Source organism: Pseudogemmobacter lacusdianii (assembly GCF_030848395.1).
Classification (GTDB): Bacteria; Pseudomonadota; Alphaproteobacteria; order Rhodobacterales; family Rhodobacteraceae; genus Pseudogemmobacter; species Pseudogemmobacter lacusdianii.
This window is the reverse complement of record NZ_JAVDBT010000018.1, coordinates 38,307-58,128: the sequence shown is the minus strand read 5'-3', so window position 1 is coordinate 58,128 and position 19,822 is coordinate 38,307. Positions and strand designations below refer to the sequence as shown.

At 62.0% G+C, this 19,822-nt stretch carries 14 protein-coding genes; 11 read left to right on the top strand and 3 right to left on the bottom strand.

All coding sequences use genetic code 11. From position 1 onward, the window contains the following. Positions 1 to 19: 19 nt before the first annotated feature. Positions 20 to 1,531, bottom strand: coding sequence for an ATP-binding protein (locus Q9295_RS16210; protein WP_306681633.1), 1,512 nt, complete (start codon positions 1,529 to 1,531; stop codon positions 20 to 22). After that, positions 1,521 to 3,164, bottom strand: a complete 1,644-nt coding sequence (locus Q9295_RS16205) for a DNA cytosine methyltransferase (RefSeq protein ID WP_444860518.1) — start codon at positions 3,162 to 3,164, stop codon at positions 1,521 to 1,523. Before Q9295_RS16205 ends, Q9295_RS16210 begins: the two co-directional genes overlap by 11 nt. A 183-nt stretch (positions 3,165 to 3,347) precedes the next feature. Here Q9295_RS16205 and Q9295_RS16200 point away from each other — a divergent pair, with 183 nt between their 5' ends. Further along, positions 3,348 to 3,626, top strand: coding sequence for a nucleotidyl transferase AbiEii/AbiGii toxin family protein (locus Q9295_RS16200; RefSeq protein WP_306681631.1), 279 nt, complete (start codon positions 3,348 to 3,350; stop codon positions 3,624 to 3,626). 1,061 nt (positions 3,627 to 4,687) lie between these two features. Here the strand turns inward: Q9295_RS16200 and Q9295_RS16195 are convergent. Continuing rightward, positions 4,688 to 5,347, bottom strand: coding sequence for a TetR/AcrR family transcriptional regulator (locus Q9295_RS16195; RefSeq protein WP_306681630.1), 660 nt, complete (start codon positions 5,345 to 5,347; stop codon positions 4,688 to 4,690). 154 nt (positions 5,348 to 5,501) lie between these two features. On the opposite strand from Q9295_RS16195, the gene Q9295_RS16190 reads away from it, so the two are divergent. From Q9295_RS16190 to Q9295_RS16145, 10 genes are all read left to right on the top strand, one after another. Next, entirely contained in the window at positions 5,502 to 7,046 is a 1,545-nt protein-coding gene (locus tag Q9295_RS16190) for a trimethylamine methyltransferase family protein (RefSeq protein ID WP_306681629.1), read from the top strand. 211 nt (positions 7,047 to 7,257) lie between these two features. Then, a complete protein-coding gene (locus Q9295_RS16185; protein WP_306681628.1) occupies positions 7,258 to 8,796 on the top strand; it encodes an ABC transporter substrate-binding protein in 1,539 nt (512 codons plus the stop codon). A 158-nt stretch (positions 8,797 to 8,954) separates the two neighbouring features. Next, positions 8,955 to 9,902 carry an ABC transporter permease gene (locus Q9295_RS16180; protein WP_306681627.1) on the top strand — a complete coding sequence of 316 codons (948 nt, stop codon included), beginning with the start codon at positions 8,955 to 8,957 and terminating at the stop codon, positions 9,900 to 9,902. Further along, on the top strand, positions 9,902 to 10,708 hold the full coding sequence (locus Q9295_RS16175) for an ABC transporter permease (protein ID WP_306681626.1): 807 nt from the start codon (positions 9,902 to 9,904) through the stop codon (positions 10,706 to 10,708). The genes Q9295_RS16180 and Q9295_RS16175 overlap by 1 nt, the downstream gene beginning before the upstream one ends. Then, the gene (locus Q9295_RS16170; RefSeq protein WP_306681625.1) at positions 10,708 to 12,306 is read left to right on the top strand and encodes an ABC transporter ATP-binding protein; all 1,599 of its coding nucleotides are present in this window, start codon (positions 10,708 to 10,710) and stop codon (positions 12,304 to 12,306) included. The genes Q9295_RS16175 and Q9295_RS16170 overlap by 1 nt, the downstream gene beginning before the upstream one ends. Positions 12,307 to 12,444: 138 nt before the next feature. Next, complete coding sequence (locus Q9295_RS16165; RefSeq protein WP_306681624.1) at positions 12,445 to 14,853, top strand: GcvT family protein; 2,409 nt, start codon at positions 12,445 to 12,447, stop codon at positions 14,851 to 14,853. Positions 14,854 to 14,862: 9 nt separating this feature from the next. After that, positions 14,863 to 16,116, top strand: a complete 1,254-nt coding sequence (locus Q9295_RS16160) for a sarcosine oxidase subunit beta family protein (RefSeq protein ID WP_306681623.1) — start codon at positions 14,863 to 14,865, stop codon at positions 16,114 to 16,116. 14 nt (positions 16,117 to 16,130) lie between these two features. Beyond that, on the top strand, positions 16,131 to 16,394 hold the full coding sequence (locus Q9295_RS16155) for a sarcosine oxidase subunit delta (RefSeq protein WP_306681622.1): 264 nt from the start codon (positions 16,131 to 16,133) through the stop codon (positions 16,392 to 16,394). After that, the gene (locus Q9295_RS16150) at positions 16,391 to 19,234 is read left to right on the top strand and encodes a 2Fe-2S iron-sulfur cluster-binding protein (protein ID WP_306681621.1); all 2,844 of its coding nucleotides are present in this window, start codon (positions 16,391 to 16,393) and stop codon (positions 19,232 to 19,234) included. Before Q9295_RS16155 ends, Q9295_RS16150 begins: the two co-directional genes overlap by 4 nt. Continuing rightward, on the top strand, positions 19,227 to 19,751 hold the full coding sequence (locus tag Q9295_RS16145; RefSeq protein ID WP_306681620.1) for a sarcosine oxidase subunit gamma family protein: 525 nt from the start codon (positions 19,227 to 19,229) through the stop codon (positions 19,749 to 19,751). The genes Q9295_RS16150 and Q9295_RS16145 overlap by 8 nt, the downstream gene beginning before the upstream one ends. Positions 19,752 to 19,822: the final 71 nt, after the last annotated feature.

The following is a 19,822-nucleotide window of genomic DNA, read 5'->3' as shown; positions in this document are numbered from 1 at the left end:
CTGCTTCCTTGCTCATTCTCTATCGTGCTGACTTTGCGGCCTCACGCGCTACCTCGTCCAGAAACGCCGTGACGACCTCGGGCCAACTGCTGAACGGTTCCATTAGCAGCAGCGCGCGGGCTGCCTCCGCCCGGTCCCGTCCGTCCTCGACCATCGCATTGAAGACGGCCTTCATTGCGGCGCGAAGCTCGGCGGGAGCGCCATCGAACGGCTGTCCGAAGGCGTCCGGCGTCTCGGCATTGTTGATCACGATCAGCGGCGCCGGGACTGTCTGCTCGATCAGGCTGAACAGGGCGCGAATCGGTGCGCGCTCCTGGGCAACCTCCAGCACCTTGCGCACAAGCGGATGGTCCCGATTGATCCGATAGAACGACTTTCCGTGCTTCGTGAGGTGTGTCCACAGGAATGCCTCGCGGTCTCCAAGCTGACGCTGGATGATCTTGCCGCGGTGGCGATATATGCTGGACGCCCGATTGCGGGTGGTCCGGGCGATCCGCTGCAGATCACTCCTCAGCACGGCAGGTGGTCGCGCGCGGGACTTCTTTACATCGATCTGCCACAGCAGGTCGGCCGAGTTCGCCAGATCGATGCGGATGCGGGCGAGCTTGAAATGCTCCTCCTTCTGCATGCCGAGTCCGAGCCAGTCGCCGGCTACGAGCAGGCGGCGGTTGCGGTAGATGTAGAAGCCCTGGTGGGCGTTCCACCCATTTGGACCGGCAGCGGCAGCATGCTGATCCGGCGTGAGCCGGCTGTGGTGAGGCAGGACAAAGGGCTTGATCTCTGCCCGCTCGCCTTCGGCGTTCAGCGTTTCGGCAGAGAGCGGTTCTGTGAAATTGATGTCTTCCAAGAACGGGTCCCAAGGCTCGATGGGACGTCCGTTCATGTGGATCGTCACCGCCCCGCGTCCCTTGAGAAAGCGGTGGAACACCATCGCGAGATGATGTTTGACCGCGTCCGCCCGCTCGCGAAAGTGCCGCTGCGCGGTTTCGTCGTCAGCGGGGGCGCTGCCGACAAGCGCGTCGAGACGGTCCCAGAAGAGTATGGTGCCGCTCTTCTGGCAATCCAGACGGGCATGATCCTCGGGAGAGAGGAGATCGGGACGCTTGAGCAGTCGCCACTCCCCTGTTCCCGTCGAGGCGATGTAGTCGAGATCCCATCGACGCAGCACTGCTGCGGAACGCTCCGTTCTGCTGAGCACGGTGAGGCAGCGGCATTGGGATATTGACGCGGTCTTCATGCCGAGCCCGAAGCGACCGAGATCATCCTTCGGGCGATCGGCCAGCGGACTAAGGCTGCCCGGCTTCATCGCCTGCCGCAGGGCATCCTCCGTCATGCCACAACCATCGTCGCGAATCATGATGCGCGAATGTGGACCGGCCCAGTGCATGTCGACCCACACATTCCTCGCACGGGCCGTGATGCTGTTGTCGATGATGTCGGCCAGTGCGGTCGGAAGATCATAGCCGAACGCGCGCAGCGATTCGAACAGCTCGGTCGCACCGGGACTGGCGAGGTCATAGTCATCCGACATGCCTGAGCCTCGGTTCCTGTTGAGTCAGGACTGCTGTCGGTCGGGCGCTCAGGATTGTGGCGAGCGCCTCGCCGATCCACTTGGCGAGAAGCGGCGGCACGGCATTGCCGACCTGGATGTACTGCTGCGTGCGATTGCCCTTGAAGAAATAGTTGTCCGGAAAGGTCTGCAGGCGGGCGGCCTCACGCACCGACAGGGCGCGGCACTGCAGTGGATCGGGATGGATGAAATAATGTCCATCCTTCGAGATGTGGCTAGTGACGGTGGTCGACGGGCCCCCTGACAGCTGGACGCGGAAACGGTCCGCGAACTTGCCCGAATTCCAGTTGTCGTGGTCGGGGGCCAGATCCTCGGGGAAGTCGGATGCCTTGGGCGAACGCCCGGCGACCTCGGCAAACACAGCCGCGAAGAAGTAGCGCGCCAAGTCGCTGGCCATGTGGCTGCGCGACGCATGGTTGGGCAGATTCTCCAACCGATCGTCGACTAGCCAGCTTCGAAGGTCGGCAGGGCAGTCGGGAGAAATTCCGGTGCCCGAGCTCTCGCGCCCCGGAACGACGTTCATCCGCCTGAGGCTGGCTAGGCAGTCGCGTGCGCGCTTCTCGAAGGCCAGTTGTTCGGCTTCCGGAAGACCGGTTTCGATATCTGCCACGAAATCTATAGCAGTGGTGACGACCCTGAGCCACTCCTCGTTACTGTCGAGGCCGCGACTGAGGCCGCTGCGCAGGCGGGGGACGCCGTCGAGGACATGGCCGACCGTAGTCTTGAGCGTATGCCGGACCAAGAGATCGGCAAGCGATGAGTCCGGTATGCCTTTAGCGAGGTCGTCGCGCAGACCGACGACGATAACGCGGTGGCGGGCCTGCGGAACACCGAAATCCTCCGCTCGCACGATGAAGTCGGAGGCGCGGGGCTCGAATGGCGTCAGATCGAGCTGACGCCGTGAGCGCGGGTCAAGCGCTATCAGCCGATAGCGCGTCGCCCCGGGGCGTTCGCCGCTCAGATCGCGCAGCACCTGATCGAAGATGCGATTATGTCCGTCGACCGACGAGGACAGCATGCCCTTGACGTTCTCCATGACAAAAGCCGCGGGCTGCAGGCGGTCGAGGATCCGGATGTATTCCCGATAGAGGAAGTGCTTCTCGTCCTCGCTGGGCACATAGTCCTTCTTGCCCCGATTTCGGGAGCGGCCTACCAGCGAATAGGCCTGACAGGGAGGTCCGCCGATCAGGATCGTGCTGCCCTCGCTCTTCTTGCGGATCGCGTCCAGTCTGGCGTTGAGGCGCAGCTCGGGATCTTCCTTGCCAAGTTCGAGCTGCCAAGCCTCCTCGACCGCCGCCGCCCATTCGGCGGGGTGGCTGACGGACCAGTCGGGTTCCTCGCCCCCCTCGTTCAGGTAGGCGTAATAGGCATCGGGATATCCGTCGCCGAACTGCCGTAGAAAGCTTCGCAGCCGCAGGGTGGCCTGAGCAGACGGTTCTTTCTCGATCGAGAGGGCAATGCGGAAGACGCGTTCGCCGTCGCTCGCGGAAACGCTGGAAAATCCTTCAGCCAGCCCCCCCGGGCCTGCAAAGATGTCGACGACGGAATATGTAGACAAGAATCGTACGCTCTCTGGCCCCGGGACAAGTAACATCATGATTAGCGTTTGCCGTCGGAAATGACAGTGCATAGTCCATGGCGGACGTAGTTGATCCGGCGACCAGATCGCCGATGATGGCCGGCATAGCCAACTTTGCCGAGATCATGGCGAAGCTCCGCCGACGATGCGATCGAATTTGGCGTCGTCGCTTTGCGCGCGGATCAGATCAGATAGGGCATGGACTACGAGGGTGTTCGCCTTCGAACCACCGCATATCTTGAAAGGACGCGCATTCCGCTGACCGTCGACATCGCGTTCGGTGATGCGGTCGCCCCGAAGCTGGAGCCGATGAACTATCCCTCGCTCCTCGGCATGGAGGAGCCCAGCATCCAAGCTTATCCGCCCGCAGCCGTCATCGCCGAGAAGCTCCAAGCCATGGTCGCGCTTGGCATGATCAACGGGCGCATGAAGGATTTTCACGACCTCTGGGCCATTCCGAGAGCGCTCCTCATTTGACCTCCCGATCTGGACGCTGCCATCGCAGCGACGTTCGAACGCAGGAGGACGGCAATCCCTACCGTTCGGCCAGAAGGATTGTCCCGCGCGTTCGTCGATGATGCGGCAAAGCAGCGCCAGTGGCGTAACTACGCCGACTCTCTCGGGTTGCAGGTGGTCACGCTAGCCGAGGTGATGGAGGCTGTCACCTAGTCGGTCCGTCATGCGGGTGACTAACCTCCACCAGTACCGGGGGCTGATCGACCGCGGCACTGTGTGTCGTCAAGCAGATCCAAGGATGTGGTAGCTGCTGTCGCCGGCCCTGTAGAGAACGACCGTTGCCGATTGCGACGTCGGTTTCGAACGCATAGCTGTCCTCATACTCCAGATGAACCCACGTCCGCTATAGCCACCTCGTCATCCCAAAGCAGCCATTCCGTTTCCCACCCAGTTGTGAGCGCCAATCACTCCCTCGAATGACGACTTTCGGGCTCAGCGATCGGCTCGGCGAATGGCCGGGATGGGGCACAGAAGCAGACACCGGTTTGGGACCGATCAGTTGGCGGCTTTGGGCCGAAATGAAACATTTGTAGCCACATCGGAAAACGCCAGATTAGTTTTGTATGGCACGCGCGCATGAGCTCAACTGGCAGGGATTACTGCTCGCCCGATCTACGACGACTTTGTTGCAAATGATTGCACGTTCAGGCTGCCAGAGCAGACGTGGTTGGGATGGACCGAAAGCGCGATCTTGCGCTTAAGACAAGGTGGGCGACCCGCCCATTAGAATTGGCGAAGGATGGTTGCGGGGGAGGACCCGCCGCAGTCCTTCGCCCTAGCGAAATCAGTGAGATAACCGGCGAAGGAATAAGCTGCTTCCCGTCCCCGCAACCAAAAAACACAGACAGAGCAAAGCACACTCAAATAAGACGCATAATGGCGTTCTGAGAAGGCTTAATGAGTGAGGCCGAGCTAAGCCAACGCGTTGAACTGGCTCTACGCGCACGCGCCGCCGATCCGGCTTGGCCCCAATCCTCACCGTGAAGAAACCGTCGCGGGCCTTTCCTTTGCCTTCCCAGCTGTTAGCTGTTTCCTGTCTTCATCGCGGACTTCACCAAGGATTCAAACCTGGTGACCTCATCCTCGTTGGGGTTCTCTGCCCCAAATGCGCGCAGATAGGCGCGGGTGCGGGACAGGCGCAGCGTGAGATCTTCTCGGACGTCGAGCGTGTATTGGCCGATCTGCGTGAAATAGAGCACGCGTGCGCGCACCAATGCGTCTTCTTCCGAGAAGTTATGACGGAGGAACATGCCCTTGATCGCTTCAAGCCTTTGCTGATCGGCGCCTTCGACGACCTTCAAGACGGGTTCAGCGCGCCTGGCCCAGAGACGGACAGCCACGTCCAGATGGGGGTCAAAGAGCTCCTCATCGACCCAGCATTCAAAGACGTTAAGGATGGCTTCGGTGATCGAGCCGCTGGGGCGGAGGGCGCGCTGGATGATCGGGCCGGTGTTCTTGGTCAACCAATGCTCAAGCATCTGGTTGTAGAGGTCCTGCGGGCTTTTGAAATACCAGTAGAAGCTTGAACGAGATACGTTGAGCTGCTTGGCCATGATCTGGATCTTCACCCGGTCGATGCCATCCTTGATCAAAGTCCGCAGCGCCAGGTTCAGCCAGTCTTCATGGGTCGACCGCCCCTGATGTAGGGGATCTTGGGCCTGTCCTTCGATTGAGCTGCTCACGACCGATCTCTCCTTCCGGGCAAGGGAAACAATAGCGGGGCATTGCACGCGTTAACAAGCTTGTCACATAGATATGCTGGCGTTATATCCTAACAATCCTGTGGACACAAATGTCTACACTGTATGGTTGGGAAACAAGCAGAGGGAGGTTGGCATGGAACAGCGGCAGAGTGAACGGCAAGGACGTTCGCGGTCTCGGCGCAAGACGGGAGAGGCCGGCCCGGTTGCAACGCCCTATATCCATCTGCGCAATCCTTTCGTGCCGCAAGAGGCCTATTCCGCGGATGAGATAGCGGCCATCCATGAGGGGGCCTTGCGGGTCTTAGAAGAGCTGGGCATCCGAGTGCTGCTCGATGAGGCGCGCGCGCTTTATCGGGCCGGGGGGGCTTTGGTCGACGAGACCAGCCAAATGGTCCGGATTGGCCGCGAGATGGTCAGCGCGGCCTTGGCCACGGCGCCTCGCTCGATCCGGCTGCGCGCCGCAAACCCTGAGCGTGAGCAGGACTACACCCTTGGCTCGATGCTTTTCATGGCGGGGGCTGGTTGCCCCAATGCCTTTGACAAAGAGCGCGGCCGTCGGCCGGGGGATCTGAAGAGCTACCTCGAGACCTTGCGGCTGCAGCAGAGCTTTGATGTCATCCACATGCATGGCCCCTCGGTCGAGCCGCAGGATGTGGCAATCCATCTGCGACATTATGAGATGATGCGCGGGCAGCTTGAGAATTGCGACAAGCCGCTTTTCGCTTATGCGCGCGGGCGTCAGCAGGTCGAGGAAAGCTTTGAGCTGATCCGCTTGGCGCGGGGCTTGGATGAGGCCGCGTTCGCGGATGGCGTTTGGGCGACCACGGTGATCAACTCAAACTCGCCGCGGCAGTTGGACCTGCCGATGTCGCGCGGCATCATCGACTTCGCGCGACACGGCCAAATGTCGATTATTACGCCGTTTTGTCTGGCAGGGGCCATGGCGCCCATCACCGTTTCTGGCGCTTTGATGCTGCAACATGCCGAGGCATTGGCCGGGATCACTTTGGCACAATTGGCGAAAGCCGGGGCGCCGGTCAGCTACGGCGGCTTTTTGTCGAACGTGGATATGAAGTCGGGCTCGCCGGCCTTTGGTACGCCTGAGCACATCCGCGCCTGTATCGGCTCGGGACAATTGGCGCGCTATATTGGGCTGCCTTGGCGCTCGGCCACGGGGGCTGCGTCGAACACCGCGGATGCGCAAGCGGCGACGGAAACTGTGATGGCGCTTTGGGGCGCGGTCTTGGGCGGCGCGACGGTTACCGTGCATTCGGCCGGTTGGCTCGAAGGCGGGCTGACGCTGGGCTATGAGAAGTTCATCCTCGATATCGAGGCGCTGCAAACCGTGGCGGAACTTGTGCGCAAAGATCCGGCCGATGAGGCGGCGCTTGGCTTTGACGCGATCAAAGAAGTCCAGCCGGGCGGGCATTTCTTCTCAACCGCCCATACGATGGAGCGCTATCAGACGGCGTTCTATCAGCCTTTGGTGGCAGATCTGTCGAACCATGGCAGTTGGACCGAGGCTGGAGCGCTGCGCGCAGATGAACGCGCCACTGCGATTTGGAAGCAAAAGTTGGCTGATTTCGTGCCGCCCGCATCCAGCGAAGGCGTTGCAGATCGTATCGCAGATTTCATTGAGCAGCGCTCGGCTGCTGGCGGTGCAAAGCCTGAAGATTAAGGCTGCACCAAGGGCGGGTTTTGGCGGATCGGTGTGAGGGGCCGGCCTGCCAGTGCGCCTGGAGACAGGCGCGACAACTATGGGCATTCCGGGCTTAGGTGATCTTTCCTTCGGGCGCCCCAAGAAACATTCTATACAGATATGGCTATGTGTGCATTGATGTACACCACTAGGCTTGGACCTCGGTCCGGCGGGCACAGGGAGGTGCTTTATGAACAAGGTTTGTGGTTTGTCTCGGCGTGGCTTCTTGCAAAGCGCAGGGGTTACGGCATTGATGGCCGCCGCTCCGATGGCGGCCTTCGCACAGTCGGGCCCTAAGCGTGGGGGCACGCTGGCGATCGGTATTGAAGGGGCCTCAACAGGCGACAGCCTTGATCCGCGCAGCTTCAACTCGCCCTATTGGGGCGTTGTCTCGGGCACGATCTTCAACACTTTGGTTGAGATCTATGGTCCCTCGAATGAGCTGCGTCCCGGACTGGCCAAATCTTGGGAAGAGAGCGAGGGCGGCAAACGCTGGACCTTTGATCTCGTCGAAGGCGCCACCTTCCACGACGGCCGTCCGGTCACCTCGGCCGATGTGATCTATTCGATCATGTTCCATGATGCGGAAGATTCGCGGTCGAACTCGCGCGCGATTGCGGCATCCGTGGCCGAGGCTAAGGCGGAAAGCCCGACCCGTGTGGTCTTTGATCTGAAAGAGGCCAACTATTTCTTCCCGGCGATGCTGAGCAACTACCCGCTTTGCATCATCCCCGAAGGCACCACGACCTTCGATGGTATCGGCTCCGGCCCCTATAAGATCACCCGTTTCTCGCCCGGCGAGATGATTGAGGCGGTGCGCCACGAAGGTTACTTCAAGACCGATGCCGCTTGGGTCGATCAGGTTGTGATCCTTGCCGCCAATGATCCGGCGGCGCGGGCCAGCGCCTTCCAAAGCGGGCAGTTGCACATTGCCAGCATGTTGGAAAGCCGCACTGCGGCCCTCTTGGGCCAATTGCCGGGCAAGCAGGTGCATTCGTACCAAACCTCGCAATTTGCTGGCTTCAACCTGCGCGCCGATAGCGCGCCCTTCGACAATGCCGATCTGCGGATGGCGCTGAAGCTGGCAATCGACCGCGAGGATATCTTGGCGCGGGTCTATGGTGGTCTGGGCCGGATTGGCAACGACACGCCGATCCCGCCGAATGATCCGCTGTTCGCCGCGGATATCCCGCAAAACAGCTATGATCCTGAAAAGGCGGCGGAATATTTCAAGAAGTCGGGCTTCACTGGCACTTTGACGCTGCAAACCTCGGAAGCGGCCAGCGCGGCGGCGGTCGATATGGCGGCGCTTTTCCGTGAACATGCGGCCAAGGCGGGCATCACCATCGATGTCGTGCGCGAGCCTGCCGATGGCTATTGGAGCAATGTCTGGGGGCAGACGGCCTTCCATTCCACGCTGTGGGGCGCGCGTCCGACGGCGGATATGATCCTGACCACGGCTTACACTTCGGGCTCGCCGGGCAATGACACGCATTGGTCGAACGCGGACTTTGACGCTGCGGTGACCGCCGCGCGGGCCGAGCCGGATGAGGCCAAGCGCCGCGCATATTACACCGAGGCGCAGCGGATTCTGTCTTCGGATGGCGGCGTGATCGTCCCGGTCTTTGGCGATGTGGTCGAAGGGCTGAGCGTCGAGGTGCAGGGCTATGTGACCGGCACCCAGCCCTTGGCCAACTACCGTGCGGCCGAGCAGGTTTGGTTCGCCTAAGGCCTTTGATGGCAGTCTAACGCACCGGCCGAAGAGCGAAATCTTCGGCCGGTGCTGATTTCAGCGCCCCTGATCCAAGGGGCCTTCCCTTCCCGTCACGGTATCCCTGCGCCATGAGCACCGCCAAACGCCCCCCGTCACGGCCGATCCGAGATTTCGTGATTTCACGATCGCTGTCGGGCCTTGTCTCATTGATCCTTGTCACAGCTTTGATCTTTATCGGCACGGCAATGTTGCCGGGCGATACTGCCAGCGCGCTGCTGGGTCAGAACGCCACGCCAGCAGCGCTTGAGGCGTTGCGGCAGGATCTGCGTCTCGATGATCCGCTTTACCTGCGCTATTTCGGCTGGTTCTGGGATGTGCTGCACGGCGATCTGGGCGTGTCGCTGGCCAGTGGCCGCCCGGTGTCTGAGGTGCTGCTGCCACGATTGCAAAACTCGATGCTTTTGGCCTTGGTCGCATCGCTTTTCCTGCTGCCGGTGGCGATTGGCGGCGGGATTGCGGCGGCGATCTGGAAGGACAGCTGGTTTGATCGCGCGCTGGGGTTCACCTCGATGCTGTTTCTGGCCATGCCGGCGTTTCTGGTCGGCTATATCCTGATCTATGCGCTTTCGGTGCGGATGGGCTGGTTCCCGTCGATGTCGGTGGCGCCTTTGATGGGCGGGGTCGGCCCTTGGGTGAAGGTGCTGGCGCTGCCGGTTCTGGCCTTGGTGATCATCGGGCAAGCCCATACGATGAAGCTAACGCGGACGGCGATCCTGTCGGTTTTGTCCACCGATTACATCTTGATGGCCGAGGTGAAGGGGATTTCGCGGCGGCGGATCATCTTGCTGCATGCGCTGCCAAACGCGCTGTCGCCGATCCTCTCGATCAGCATTTTGACGGTGGCCTATCTGATCGTCGATGTGGTCGTGGTCGAGATTGTCTTTAGCTATCCGGGCCTTGGTAAGCTGATGGTGGATTCGGTCGCGTATCGAGACCTTACCGTCGTGCAGGCCTGCGGTCTGTTCTTCGCGCTGATCTTCGTGGCGATGAACTTCCTGGCTGATTTCCTGGCGATGCTGGCGAACCCACGCCAGCGCGTTCCCGCGCGGGGGGCAGTCTGATGCGCAACTTTGGCTTTATCGCCGCGGTGATCTGCTTTGCGCTTTTGGTGCTAGCGGCGATCTTCGCTCCGCTTTTGGCGCCCTATTCCCCCAGTGAGCCGGTGCATATGGCCTATGCTGCGCCGGATAAAAAGGCGCTTTTGGGCGCGGACTCGCTTGGCCGCGATATGCTGTCGCGCATCCTTTTCGGGCTGCGCTACACGCTTGGCATCGCGCTTTCGGTCTCGATCCTCGCGGCGGGCGTTGGGGTGACTTTGGCCTTCCTTGCAGCCTTCCGCAAAGGTTGGACCGACCTTCTTCTTGGCCGCTTGGTCGATGCGGTGATGTCGGTGCCGCAGATCATCTTTGCGCTGGTGGTGCTGGCGGTGGCGGGGGTGTCCTTGCCGGTGCTGATCCTGACCATGGCGGTGCTGGAGGCGACCCTCTTTTACCGCGTCATCCGCCCCGTCGCGGGCGATATCGTGGCGATGGATTATGTCGAGGTGGCGCGGCTGCGCGGCGAGGGGATCGGCTGGTATCTGTTCCGTGAGATCCTGCCCAATGCCGCCCCGACGCTGATTGCCGAATTTGGCATTCGCATCGCCTATGCCGTGCTGTTCATCAGCGGGCTGAGCTTCCTTGGCGTTGGCGTGCAGCCGCCGGATGCTGACCTTGGCGGCTTGGTGCGCGAGAACGCTTTGGCGATCTCGGTCGGGCAGCTTTCTCCTTTGGCGCCAGCGGTTTGCATCGCGCTGATCACGCTTTCGGTCAACGGCATCGTCGATTGGTTCATCCACAAATATTCAGTGCGGGGGGAGTTAGGATGATGACAGAGCCTGTTCTGCGCATTGACGGCCTGAAGATCGCGGCCAAGACGACCACGATCCTTGAGGACATCTCGTTGCAGGTGCAGCGGGGCGAGATTTTCGGCATCATCGGGGAATCCGGGGCCGGGAAAAGCACGCTGGCGATGGCGGTGGTGGGGCTGTTGCGCAGCGGTTGCCAGCGCAAGGCGGGCAGCGTCACCCTTGCCGGCAATGACCTTTTCGCTCTGCCGCAGCCCGAGTTGGAGCGGGTGCGGCGGCGCAAAGTCTCTTATGTCGCGCAAAGTGCGGCGGCGGCCTTTAACCCATTCTATCGGCTCAGCGATCAGATCACCGAACTGGCCGCACTGGAGTTGGGCACGCCCAAGGCCGAGCGGCACCGCATGGCGGCCAAGCTTTTCGCTGAATTGCAGCTGCCGGACCCCGAGAATTTCGGCAAACGCTACCCGCATCAAGTCTCGGGCGGGCAGTTGCAGCGGGCGATGATCGCGATGGCGCTGATCAATGAGCCCGATCTGATCATCTTTGACGAGCCGACCACGGCTTTGGATGTGACCACCCAGCTTGAGGTGATCCGGCTGATCCGCAAGATCGTGTCGGACCGCAATTGCGGTGCGATCTATATCTCGCATGATTTGGCGGTGGTGTCGCAGCTGGCCGATCGGGTGATGGTTTTGCGTCACGGCAAGATCGTTGAGACCGGCGAGACGCGGGCTTTGATTGAGAACCCGCAAGAGGCCTATACCCGCGATCTGGTGGCCAATAAGACCACCACCAGCGCGGCACAGGTGGCGGGTGAGGCGCAAGCCACTGTAACGGTGCAGGGTCTGGCGGCGGGCTATAGCGGCGTCTCGACCATTTCGGGGATCTCATTGGATCTGGCGGCGGGCAAGATCACCGCTTTGGTGGGCGAATCTGGCAGCGGCAAGACCACGCTGGCGCGCACCATTGCCGGATTGGTGGATCTGCATGCCGGGCAGATGCTTCTGAAGGGCAAGGCGCTGCCGGGCCGGATCGAGGATCGCAGCCCCGAGGCGCGGCGGCGGCTCCAGTATATTCACCAACTGCCCGATCTGGCGCTGAACCCGCGCCAAACCGTGCGCGACATTGTTGGACGCCCCCTGACCAAGTTTGGCGGCTTGCGCGGGGCGGCACTTGAGGCGGCGTTGCAGCAGCTGATGCGCGATGTTGAGCTGCCGGAGAGCTTTCTTGACCGGGTGCCGGGCTCGCTCTCGGGCGGCCAGAAGCAGCGGATCTGTATCGCCCGCGCCTTGGCAGCCGAGCCGGATGTGCTGATCTGTGACGAGGTTACTTCGGCGCTCGACCCCTTGGTCGAAGAAAGCATCATCCAGCTTTTGCTGCGCCTGATGGGCCAGCGGCCGCTGAGCATCCTTTTCATCACCCACAACCTGTTGCTGACGCAGCGCTTTGCGCATGAGGTTGTGGTGATGAAGGAAGGGCGGATCGTCGAGGCCCGTCCCGCCGCCGATCTCTTCGCCGCACCGCAAGAGGATTACACCCAGCGCCTTTTGGCCGCGACCCCGCTGATGGAGCGTGGCTGGCTGGAAGCGCGTCTGCACGCCAACGAAGCCACAAACTGATCTGAAACCAGCCCGGAGGGGCCAGCCTATGCGCTGGCCCTTTCGGCACCATAGCAACTTGCTCGCTAAAAATTCCTGTACATTTGTGTACACCATGCTAGGGAGGCGAGCGTTCTGAGATGAGCCAGAGGAATTGAGATGAAAGCCAAGTACCGCGTTGTCATCATTGGTGGTGGTGTTGTTGGGGCTTCGATTGCCTATCACTTGACCAAACTTGGCTGGACCGATGTTGCGATCGTTGAGCGCAGCGTGTTGACGGCGGGTTCCAGCTGGCACGCGGCGGGCGGCATTCACACCCTGAACGCCGACCCCAATATCTCGGCGCTGCAAGCCTATACGATCGATCTTCTGCCCGAGATCGAAAAGGAATCCGGCATCAATATCGGGTTGCATCTCACGGGCGGCATCTTGATGGCGCGCGACCCCGACCGCTGGGACTCGCTGCGCAGCACCTACCGCATCATGCAGTCGATGGGCATCGATGACAGCCAGCTGGTGACCCCCGATGAGATCAAGGCGATGTGCCCGCTGATCAACACCTCGGACCTTCTGGGCGGTATGACCTCGGAGCGTGAGGGCTATGTTGATCCTTCGGGCGTGGTGCATGCTTATGCCCGCGCCGCCAAGAACCGTGGCGCCGATATCATCGAGCACAACCGGGTGATCTCGCTCAAGCAACTGCCCTCGCTGGAATGGCAGGTTGAGACCGAAAAGGGCGTGATTTTGGCCGAGCATGTGGTCAACGCGGGCGGTCTTTGGGCCAAGCAACTCGGCCGGATGGTTGGGGTTGAGCTGCCCGTCACTCCGATGGAGCACCATTATCTGGTGACCGAAGCGATCCCCGAGATCGCTGAATTGCCGAAAGAAATGCCGACGGTCGTGGACCTTGATGGCTTTTCTTACATGCGCCAAGAGCAGCAGGGCATGCTTTTGGGGATCTATGAGATCAACCACAAGCATTGGCAGATGGACGGCGCGCCGTGGGATTACGGCATGGAGCTGATCCAAGAGGATACCGACCGGATCTCGGATGAGCTGGCCTTGGCCTTCCACCGCTATCCGGTGCTGGAAAACGCTGGCATTCGGCGTTGGGTCAACGGCGCCTTCACCTTCTCGCCCGATGGCAACCCCTTGGTGGGGCCGATCCGTGGCATGCGGAACTATTGGGTCGCTTGCGGCGTGATGGCGGGCTTCTTGCAAGGCGGCGGCGTCGGCAAGAGCTTGGCCGAATGGATGGTCCATGGCGAGGCCGAGGCCGATATCTTCGGCATGGATATCGCGCGCTACGGCAAGTTTGCCGAGAACCGCGAATATATCCGCCAGACCACCGGCCAATTCTACTCGCGCCGCTTCATCATGACCTACCCGAACGAGCAACTGCCCGCCGGGCGGCAGCTGAAAGTGCCGGGCGCTTATGAGGGCATGTCGGCGGCTGGCGCGGTTTGGGGCGCCAACTGGGGCCTTGAGATGCCGATGTATTTCGCGCCCAAGGACTTCGCGGAGAAGCCCAGCCTGCGGCGCTCGAACGCCTTCGACATCATCGGGGCCGAGGCTCGTAAGGTGCGCGACAGCGCGGGTCTGCTCGATATCACCGGCTACTCGCGCTATGAGGTGACGGGCGAGGGGGCTGAGGCTTGGCTTGATAAGATCTTCGCCAGCCGCCTGCCGAAACCGGGCCGCGCGCGGCTTGCGCCGATGCTGGGCGAAGATGGCCGCTTGAAGGGCGATCTCACCGTGATGAACTGGGGCGATGGCTCTTGGTGGATCATGGGGTCTTACTACCTGCGCGAATGGCATATGCGCTGGTTCGGCGATCACATGGCCGAGGGTGTCTCGTTGCGCGACATCTCGGATCAGGTGACGGGTTTTGGCCTCTCCGGCCCGAAATCGCGCGAGATCTTGCAAAAGCTGACGCATCAGGATGTGGGCGCTTTGCCGCTTTTGGGCTGCACCGCGATGGATGTGGGCCTGATCAGCGCCCGCGTGGCGCGGATGTCGATCACCGGCGAGTTGGGCTATGAGATCAACTGCTCGGCACTGGAACATGCCACCTTGCGCCGCATCCTGTTGGAAGCCGGGGCCGAGTTTGGCATGACCGAGTTCGGCTTTGCCTCGGGCAATGCTTTGCGGCTGGAGAAAAGCTTCGGCATCTGGAGCCGCGAGTTCACCCAAGGCTATACGGCGGGCCAAACGGGCCTCGATCGCTTCATCGATTGGAACAAATCGGGCTTTATCGGTGAGGCCGCTGCCCGCGCCGAGAAGGATGGCAAGCTATCCAAACAGGTGCTGGTGACCTTGGAGGTTGAGGCGCGTGACGCCGATGCCAGCGGCTATGAGCCGATCTGGCAGGGCGACAAGCGCGTGGGCTATGTCACCTCGGGTGGCTATGGCCATACCATCGGCAAAAGCCTTGCGATCGCCATGATCGACCGCAGCTGCGCTGAGGTTGGCACCGTGCTTTCCACCCATATCGTCGGCGAAGAATGCCGCGTCACCGTGATCCCAACCTCGCCCTACGATCCCGAGGGCAAGGCGATGCGGGGCTAAGGAGCGGATATGACCCGGCATTACTCGGCCATCTCGCTGCTCAAAGAGGGGCTTAACGGCCAACAAGGCTGGCGTCCCGCTTGGCGCAGCCCCGAGCCTAAGAAGCGTTATGACGTTGTCATCATCGGCGGCGGCGGGCAGGGCTTGGCCACGGCCTATTACCTTGCCAAGACGCATGGCCTGCGGAATGTCGCGGTGATTGAGCGCGGCTGGTTGGGCGGCGGCAACACCGGCCGCAACACCACGGCGATCCGGTCGAACTATTACTACCCGGAAAGCACTGCGCTTTATGACCTCTCGCTCAAGCTTTACGAGGGGTTGGCCAAGGAGCTGAACTACAACATCATGCTGTCGCAGCGCGGCATGATGCAGGTCATCTCTAGCCCCGGCGAGATGGAGATGGCGGCGCGGCAGGTCAATGCCATGCAGGTCAATGGCATCGAGGTGGAGCTCTTCGACCGCGGCGAGGTGCAGCGCCGCGTGCCGATCTTCAACTTCGCGCCGGATGCCCGCTATCCGGTTTACGGCGCGATCTTCCAGCCGCGTGCCGGTGTGGCGCGGCATGATGCGGTGGCTTGGGGCTATGCCCGTGCCGCCGACCGTCTGGGCGTCGACATCATCCAGCAATGCGATGTGCAAGAGTTCCTGATCGAGGGCGGGCGCTGCGTCGGGGTGCAAACCTCGAAAGGCGAGATCCGCGCCGATCGGGTGGGGATGGCGGTCGCGGGCAGCTCGGGCGCTTTGGCGGCCAAGGCCGGGTTCCGGCTGCCGATCACCTCATACACTTTGCAGGCCTGCGTCTCCGAGCCGGTGAAGCCGATCTTTGACACGGTGCTGCTGTCGCCGATGACCGGCACCTATGTCAGCCAGTCCGACAAGGGCGAGATGGTGATTGGCGGCGGTTTGGACCGGGTGCCGTCTTACGGGCAGCGCGGCAACCTTCCGCAGCTGGAAACCGTGCTTTCGGGCCTGCTGGAGATGTTCCCAATCTTCCGCCAGCTGCGGCTTTTGCGCCAATGGGGCGGCACGGTGGATGTGACGCCAGACAGCTCTCCCATTTTCAGCGAAAGCCCGGTGCCGGGACTTTTCGTCAATGGCGGTTGGGGCACCGGCGGCTTCAAGGCCATCCCGGCAGGCGGCACGCTTTTTGCCCATATGCTTGCCACCGGTTCCCATCATGAGATCAGCCGTCCCTTCGATCTGGCCCGCTTCCGCAGCGGTCACATGATCGATGAGGCCGCCGGCGCGGGCATCGCGCATTGAAAGAGGCTTGAGATATGCAACTCTTCACCTGTCCCTTCTGCGGGCCGCGCGGCGAAAGCGAGTTTCACTTTGGTGGCGATGCGGGGAACATCCGGCCCGAGGGCGATGTCTCGGCCGAGGTTTGGACCGACTACCTTTATTTCAAGAACAACAGCCGGGGTGCGGCGCGGCAGATCTGGATGCATCTGGCCTGTCGTGAGGTGTTCTTGATGGAACGCGACACCGTCACCCATGAGGTGATCTCCAGCGAAGCCTTGGTTCAGGAGCAACAAGCATGAGCGGTTGGCGCGTTGAAACCCAAGGTTGGGCGGTCGATCGCAGCCGCCCGGTCCGCTTCACCTTTGACGGTAAATCCGTCTCGGGCTTTGCAGGCGATAGCCTTGCCTCGGCGCTGCTGGCGGCGGGTGTCACCACCGTTGGGCGCAGCTTCAAATACCACCGCCCGCGCGGCTTTTGGTCGGCCGGCGCGGAAGAGCCGAATGGCATGGCCGATATCCTTGGCACGCCGCACCGGGTGAACGTGCAGATGACGGTTGAGCCAGCGCAGGACGGCATGGTGTTGCGCTCGATCAACGGGCGGCCCTCGGCCGAGAAGGACCGCAACGCCTTTATCGACCGCTTCGCCCGCTTCATCCCGGCGGCGTTTTACTACAAGACCTTCATGTTCCCCGATTGGCACATGTTTGAGCCGCGGATCCGGGCGATGGCGGGGCTTGGGGCATTGGACCCGGCGGCAGAGGGGCATCTGCCGACCGCGCAAGCCAATGCCTTCTGCGATCTTTTGGTGATCGGCGCTGGCCCTGCGGGTCTGACCGCCGCGCTCAAGGCCGCCGAAGCGGGCCGCAAGGTTATTCTCTGTGACGACCAGCCGGTCGCGGGCGGCAGTCTGCTCTACCGTGAGGCTTTGATCGACGGTGTGGCTGGGCCGGATTGGGCCGCAGCCGCTGTGGCGCGTTTGCGAGAGCTTGGCGCGCAGGTCATGCTGCAAACCACCGCCTTTGGCCGCTATGAGCATGGGCTGACCGGCCTTGCCGAGAGCCTTGGCCAAGGGGATGCGCCGCGCCTCTGGCGGGTGCGCGCGGCGGAAACGCTGCTGGCCAGCGGGGCCATTGAGCGTGGCTTGCCCTTTGCCAATAACGACAGACCCGGCGTGATGTCGGCGATGGCGGCGCTGCAATATCTGCGGCGCTACGGCGTGGCGGTGGGGCGGCGTATCATCGTCGCCACCAACAACGGCATCGCTTATGAGGCCGCGCAGGCTTTGGCGCTGGCTGGGGCCCATGTGACGGTGATCGACCCGCGCGCCGACGCCCCCGCTTGCGATTTGCCGCGGCGGCGCGACCGGATCGAGGCGGTGATCGGTCGGAATGGCGTTGAGGCGGTGCTGCTTGCCTCGGGTGAGAAGATCGCGGCGGATGCGGTGATCGCCTCGGGCGGCTTCACGCCCACGGTGCATCTTTACAGCCAAGCGCAGGGCAAATTGCGCTTTGATGAGGCGATCCAAGGCTTTGTGCCAGAGCGCAAAGTGACGGGGCTAAGTGTCATCGGTGCCGCCAATGGCGCTTTCGGCTTGGCCGAGGTGCTGGCGGATGCCGCTGCCGCCGTGGGGGCGGTTAGCCCCAAAGCCGAAGGCCCGCATTGGCCCTTTAAGATCGACGCCGCATGGCCTGCGCCGAAGGCGAAAGGCCGGATCTGGCTTGATTTGCAAAACGATGTCACGGCCAAAGACGTGGAACTGGCCGCGCGCGAGAATTTCGTCTCGGTCGAGCATCTCAAGCGCTACACCACGCTTGGCATGGCCAATGATCAGGGCAAAACCTCAAACCTGCCCGGTTTGGCGCTGATGGCGCAACTGACCGGCCGCAGCATCCAAGAGACCGGCACCACCACTTACCGTCCGCCCTTCGTGCCGATCCCGCTCGCCTCATTCGCGGGCATTCGCGGTGGCCAGTTGATGAACCCGGTTCGCCGCCTGCCGCTGGAGGCAGAGCATCGCAGCGACGGCGCGCTTTTCCGTGAATATGGCGGCTGGCTGCGCCCGGCATGGTTCGGCAAGGGGGAAGAGGCCGAGGCGGTCAACCGTGAGGCCAAGGCCGCGCGGGAGAGCGTGGGCCTCTTCGACGGCTCGCCCTTGGGCAAGATCGAGGTGATCGGCCCGGATGCAGGTAAGTTCCTTGATTTCATCTATTACAACACGATGTCGACGCTGAAACCGGGCCGCTGCCGTTATGGCTTTATGCTGACCGAACAGGGCGCGGTTTATGACGATGGCGTCTTGGTGCGGCTGGATGAGAACCGCTTCATCGTGTCTTGCTCGTCTTCGCACACCCAAGGTGTTGCACTCTTGCTGGAAGAGTGGCGGCAGGACAGCTTTGATCGCGCGCGGGTACAGATCCACGATGCCACCTCGCGCTACGCCACGCTGACCGTCACCGGGCCGAAGTCGAAGGCTTTGCTTGAGGCGGTTGGGCTTGGCGCGGATCTGTCGGATGAGGCTTTGCCGCATATGGCGCTGACCTATGGCGCTTTCGGCGGTGAGCCGGTGCGCATCACCCGCGTCAGCTTTACCGGCGATCGGTCTTATGAGCTGTCGATCCGCGCCGACCGCGCTTTGCCTTTGTGGCGGGCGTTGAAGGAGACGGGGCGCGCCTTTGACGCGGTGCTCTTGGGCGGTGAGGCCTTGATGGTCCTGCGGGCCGAGAAGGGCTATATCGTGATCGGCAAGGATACCGATGGCCGCACCCGGCCGATGGATCTGGGCGTCTCGGGCCCGTTTGAGAAAAAGCGTGGCGAATATCTGGGCAAACGCTCGCTGCATTTGCCCGCCGTGTCCGATCAGGCGCGGGCCTATGTTGGGCTTGAAAGCCTGACCGGCGAGGTTCTGCCTTGTGGCGCGCATGCAGTGGAGCGTAACGGCAGTGCCAAGCGCAGCATTGGCTTTGTTACCACCAGCCATTTCAGCCCGAACCTGAGCCGCCCCATCGCCTTGGGTTTGGTTGAGAATGGGGCCTCGCGCATCGGCGAGATCCTTGAGTTGCACCATCTGGGCAAAAGCCTGAAAGCCCGCATCGCGCCTGTTTGCGCCTTTGATCCGGAAGGGAAGCGTCTGCATGCTTGATCACGGCAAAAATTGGGATGTGGCACCGGATTGGGCGACGGCCGAGCTGAACGTGGCGGGCGTCACCATCCGCAGCCTTGATCTGGCCGAGACGGCGCTGGTCAGCGGCGATCTGGCGGCATTTGCTGCAACCTCGGGGCTGGACGCTGAAGGAGCCGGGGCCTTTGGCGAGGCGACCGGCGAGCGTTACACGGTCCGTCTGGCGCGTGATCGGCTGCTTTTGGTCGGGCCGCTGCCCGAGGCTGTGACGGAAAGCTGGAATGCGGCGGGCTTTGCCGTCACCGCAACCGGCGGCATGGATCATGTCTTCACCTTAAGCGGCGCTGGGCTTGCGGCTTTGTTGGCGCGTGCCACGACGGTTGATCCTGCCATCGGCTCGCGCTCGGCCATGATCGGCTTTGGCGGTGTGCCGGCGGTGGTCTATCGCCATGCCGGTTCCGACGCTTTGCGGCTTCATGTTGAGCGCAGCCTTGCCGCCTACCTTTGGACTTGGCTGCAGACCGCGCTTAAGGCCTGAACCCGAGCGCGGCTTTGGTGCACAGGGCATAGCAATGAAAAGAGGCACCTTTGCGGGTGCCTCTTTCCGTT

What these genes read in the sequence shown, in the direction of transcription:
- Q9295_RS16210 (WP_306681633.1), bottom strand. Translation starts at nt 1,531, where the DNA reads ATGTCGGATGACTATGACCTCGCCAGTCCCGGTGCGACCGAGCTGTTC.
- Q9295_RS16205 (WP_444860518.1), bottom strand. Translation starts at nt 3,164, where the DNA reads ATGTTACTTGTCCCGGGGCCAGAGAGCGTACGATTCTTGTCTACATAT.
- Q9295_RS16200 (WP_306681631.1), top strand. Translation starts at nt 3,348, where the DNA reads ATGGACTACGAGGGTGTTCGCCTTCGAACCACCGCATATCTTGAAAGG.
- Q9295_RS16190 (WP_306681629.1), top strand. Translation starts at nt 5,502, where the DNA reads ATGGAACAGCGGCAGAGTGAACGGCAAGGACGTTCGCGGTCTCGGCGC.
- Q9295_RS16185 (WP_306681628.1), top strand. Translation starts at nt 7,258, where the DNA reads ATGAACAAGGTTTGTGGTTTGTCTCGGCGTGGCTTCTTGCAAAGCGCA.
- Q9295_RS16175 (WP_306681626.1), top strand. Translation starts at nt 9,902, where the DNA reads ATGCGCAACTTTGGCTTTATCGCCGCGGTGATCTGCTTTGCGCTTTTG.
- Q9295_RS16170 (WP_306681625.1), top strand. Translation starts at nt 10,708, where the DNA reads ATGACAGAGCCTGTTCTGCGCATTGACGGCCTGAAGATCGCGGCCAAG.
- Q9295_RS16165 (WP_306681624.1), top strand. Translation starts at nt 12,445, where the DNA reads ATGAAAGCCAAGTACCGCGTTGTCATCATTGGTGGTGGTGTTGTTGGG.
- Q9295_RS16160 (WP_306681623.1), top strand. Translation starts at nt 14,863, where the DNA reads ATGACCCGGCATTACTCGGCCATCTCGCTGCTCAAAGAGGGGCTTAAC.
- Q9295_RS16155 (WP_306681622.1), top strand. Translation starts at nt 16,131, where the DNA reads ATGCAACTCTTCACCTGTCCCTTCTGCGGGCCGCGCGGCGAAAGCGAG.
- Q9295_RS16150 (WP_306681621.1), top strand. Translation starts at nt 16,391, where the DNA reads ATGAGCGGTTGGCGCGTTGAAACCCAAGGTTGGGCGGTCGATCGCAGC.
- Q9295_RS16145 (WP_306681620.1), top strand. Translation starts at nt 19,227, where the DNA reads ATGCTTGATCACGGCAAAAATTGGGATGTGGCACCGGATTGGGCGACG.